At 72.7% G+C, this 2,649-nt stretch carries 1 protein-coding gene; it reads left to right on the top strand.

Annotated elements, in window-relative coordinates:
• On the top strand, positions 1–2,649 hold a 2,649-nt coding region (locus tag ACRDP3_RS26440; RefSeq protein ID WP_431519528.1), incomplete at both ends, for an acyltransferase domain-containing protein.

The following is a 2,649-nucleotide window of genomic DNA, read 5'->3' as shown; positions in this document are numbered from 1 at the left end:
AGAGCCTGCGCAGGGGCGAGTCGGCGACGGCCCTCGCGGCGGGTGTCCACCTCATCGTGGATCCGGACAGCACAGTCTGCGTCGAGAAGTTCGGCGCGCTCTCACCGGACGGCCGCTGCTTCACCTTTGACGCGCGCGCCAACGGCTACGTCCGGGGTGAGGGTGGCGTGGTCGTCCTACTGAAGCCGCTGCCCCGCGCGCTCGCGGACGGCGACCCGGTGCACTGCGTCATCCGGGGCAGCGCGACGAACAACGACGGCGGCTCCGACGCCCTGGCCGTACCTAGCGCCGCGGGTCAGGAGGCAGCGCTGCTGCGTGCCTGCGAGCACGCCGGTGTCGACCCGGACGCCGTCCAGTACGTCGAACTGCACGGCACCGGCACCGCGGTGGGCGACCCGATCGAGGCGGCGGCCCTGGGTGCCGTGTACGGCAGCACGAGGAGCCCCGGGAGCCCGCTGCTGGTGGGCTCGGCCAAGACCAACATCGGCCACCTGGAGGGCGCGTCGGGCATCGCCGGCCTGCTGAAGGCGGGGCTCGGTATCGAGCACCGTCGGTTGCCCGCCAGCCTGAACTTCGAGACCGCCCATCCGCGCATCCCCCTCGACACCCTGGGCCTGAGCGTCGCGACCGGACTCTCCTCCTGGCCGCGCGACGAGCAGCCGCTGTACGCAGGTGTCAGCTCCTTCGGCATGGGCGGCACCAACGCCCATGTCATCCTGGCGGAAGCGCCGGAGTCCGCCCGCGCGGACGCGGTCGTACCCGCCGACTCGTCCCCGCCTGCGACTCCCCGCGGTCTGCTGCCCTGGGTGGTCTCCGGGCGCGATGCCTCGGACATCGCCGAACAGGCTGCCCGGCTCAAGGAGTTCGTGGGTGACAACCCCGGCCTGAGTCCGGTCGATACCGGTTTCTCGCTGGCCACCACACGGACACATCATCCGCACCGGGCGGTCGTCGTCGATTCGGGTGGAGACGGCTTCCTCGCAGGGCTGGACGCCCTCGCCCGGGGCACGCGGTCGGCCCACACGGTCCTCGGTTCGGTCCCCGGACCGGCGGCCGGAACCGCGACGACCGCCTTCATGTTCTCGGGTCAGGGTGCGCAACGGCTCGGTGCCGGACGCGAACTGTACGAGACCTACCCGGTGTTCGCGGAAGCCTTCGACGAGATCCACTCCCACTTCGACGGCCTGCTCGACCGGCCGCTGAAGGACGTGCTGTGGGCCGCGCCCGGCACCGCCGAGGCCGCCCTCCTCGACCGCACCGCCTACACCCAGCCGGCGCTCTTCGCCGTGTCGGTGGCGCTGTTCAGGCTGTTCGAGCGCTGGGGCGTCGTGCCTGGCCACCTGATCGGCCACTCCATCGGCGAACTCGCCGCCGCCCACGCCGCCGGCGTGCTCTCCCTGCCCGACGCCTGCGCGCTCGTCGCCGCACGCGGGACGCTGATGGACCGGCTCCCCGAGGGCGGCGCGATGGCGGCCGTCCAGGCGGCGGCCGACGAGGTCGAGCCGCTGCTGCGAGGGACCGGGGTCTCGATCGCCGCGGTCAACGGCCCCGAGTCGGCGGCCGTCTCCGGCGACGAGGAATCCGTCGCCGCCGTCGTGGCGTACTGGGCCTCGCGTGGCCGCAAGACCAGACGGCTCACGGTGAGCCACGCGTTCCACTCGGCACGGATGGACCCGATGCTGGACGCCTTCAGGGCGGTCGCAGACGCCCTGACCTTTCACGCCCCTGCGATCCCGGTGATCTCGAACGTGACCGGCCGGGTGGCCGAAGGCATCGACACCCCGGACCACTGGGTCCGGCAGATACGCGAGGCGGTCCGCTTCCACGACGGACTGCTGACGCTCCGGGACACGGGCTGCACCACCTATCTCGAACTCGGACCGGACGCCGTGCTCGCGCCCCTGGCGCGTGACGCCCTCTCCGATCTGGGGGGTGCGGCCTTCGTCCCCGCCTTGCGCCGCGGCAGGCCTGAACCCGCGTCCGCCGTGGCCGCGTTGGCCGCCGCACACTCCCAGGGCTGCGACGTGGACTGGAGGGCCGTGTTCCCGGGCGGCCGACGGATCGCCCTGCCCGGCTACGCGTTCCGGCGCCGGAGCCACTGGCCCGCCGACGGGGCGGAGCCCGTACGGTCCGATGCGGTGCCGGAGACGGCGGCGGGAGCCACTCCGCCCGCGCCCGCCATGCCGGCGTCCGGTGGCCCGGAGCTCTCCTTGTCACCGCGCCCGCAGGGTGTCCCGGACCGCCGCCGACTGGTGAGTCTCGTGCGGGACACGGTCGCCCTGGTCCTGGGCTACGGGACCGGCGAAACCGTCGTCACCACGCGCACCTTCAAGGAACTGGGCTTCGACTCGCTCAGCGCGGTGGAGTTCCGCGACCGGCTCGGCGCCGAGCTGGACGTGCGGCTCTCGTCGGCCCTCACGTTCGACCACCCGACCCCGGCCGCCGTCGCCGAGCATCTCCATCACCTGCTGTCGGGGACGGCCGACTCCGCTGTCATCCCGGGCTCCCCGCCGCCCGTGCCCACCCATGAGCCGGTGGCGGTGGTGGGTATGGGGTGTCGTTTTCCGGGGGGTGTGGTGTCTCCGGGTGGGTTGTGGGATTTGGTGGTGGGTGGGGTGGATGCGGTTTCTGGTTTTCCGGTTGATCGTG

It is taken from the genome of Streptomyces sp. (assembly GCF_050698815.1).
Lineage (GTDB): Bacteria > Actinomycetota > Actinomycetes > Streptomycetales > Streptomycetaceae > Streptomyces.
The sequence above is the reverse complement of the archived record's forward strand: the minus strand, read 5'-3'. Positions and strand labels throughout refer to the sequence as shown.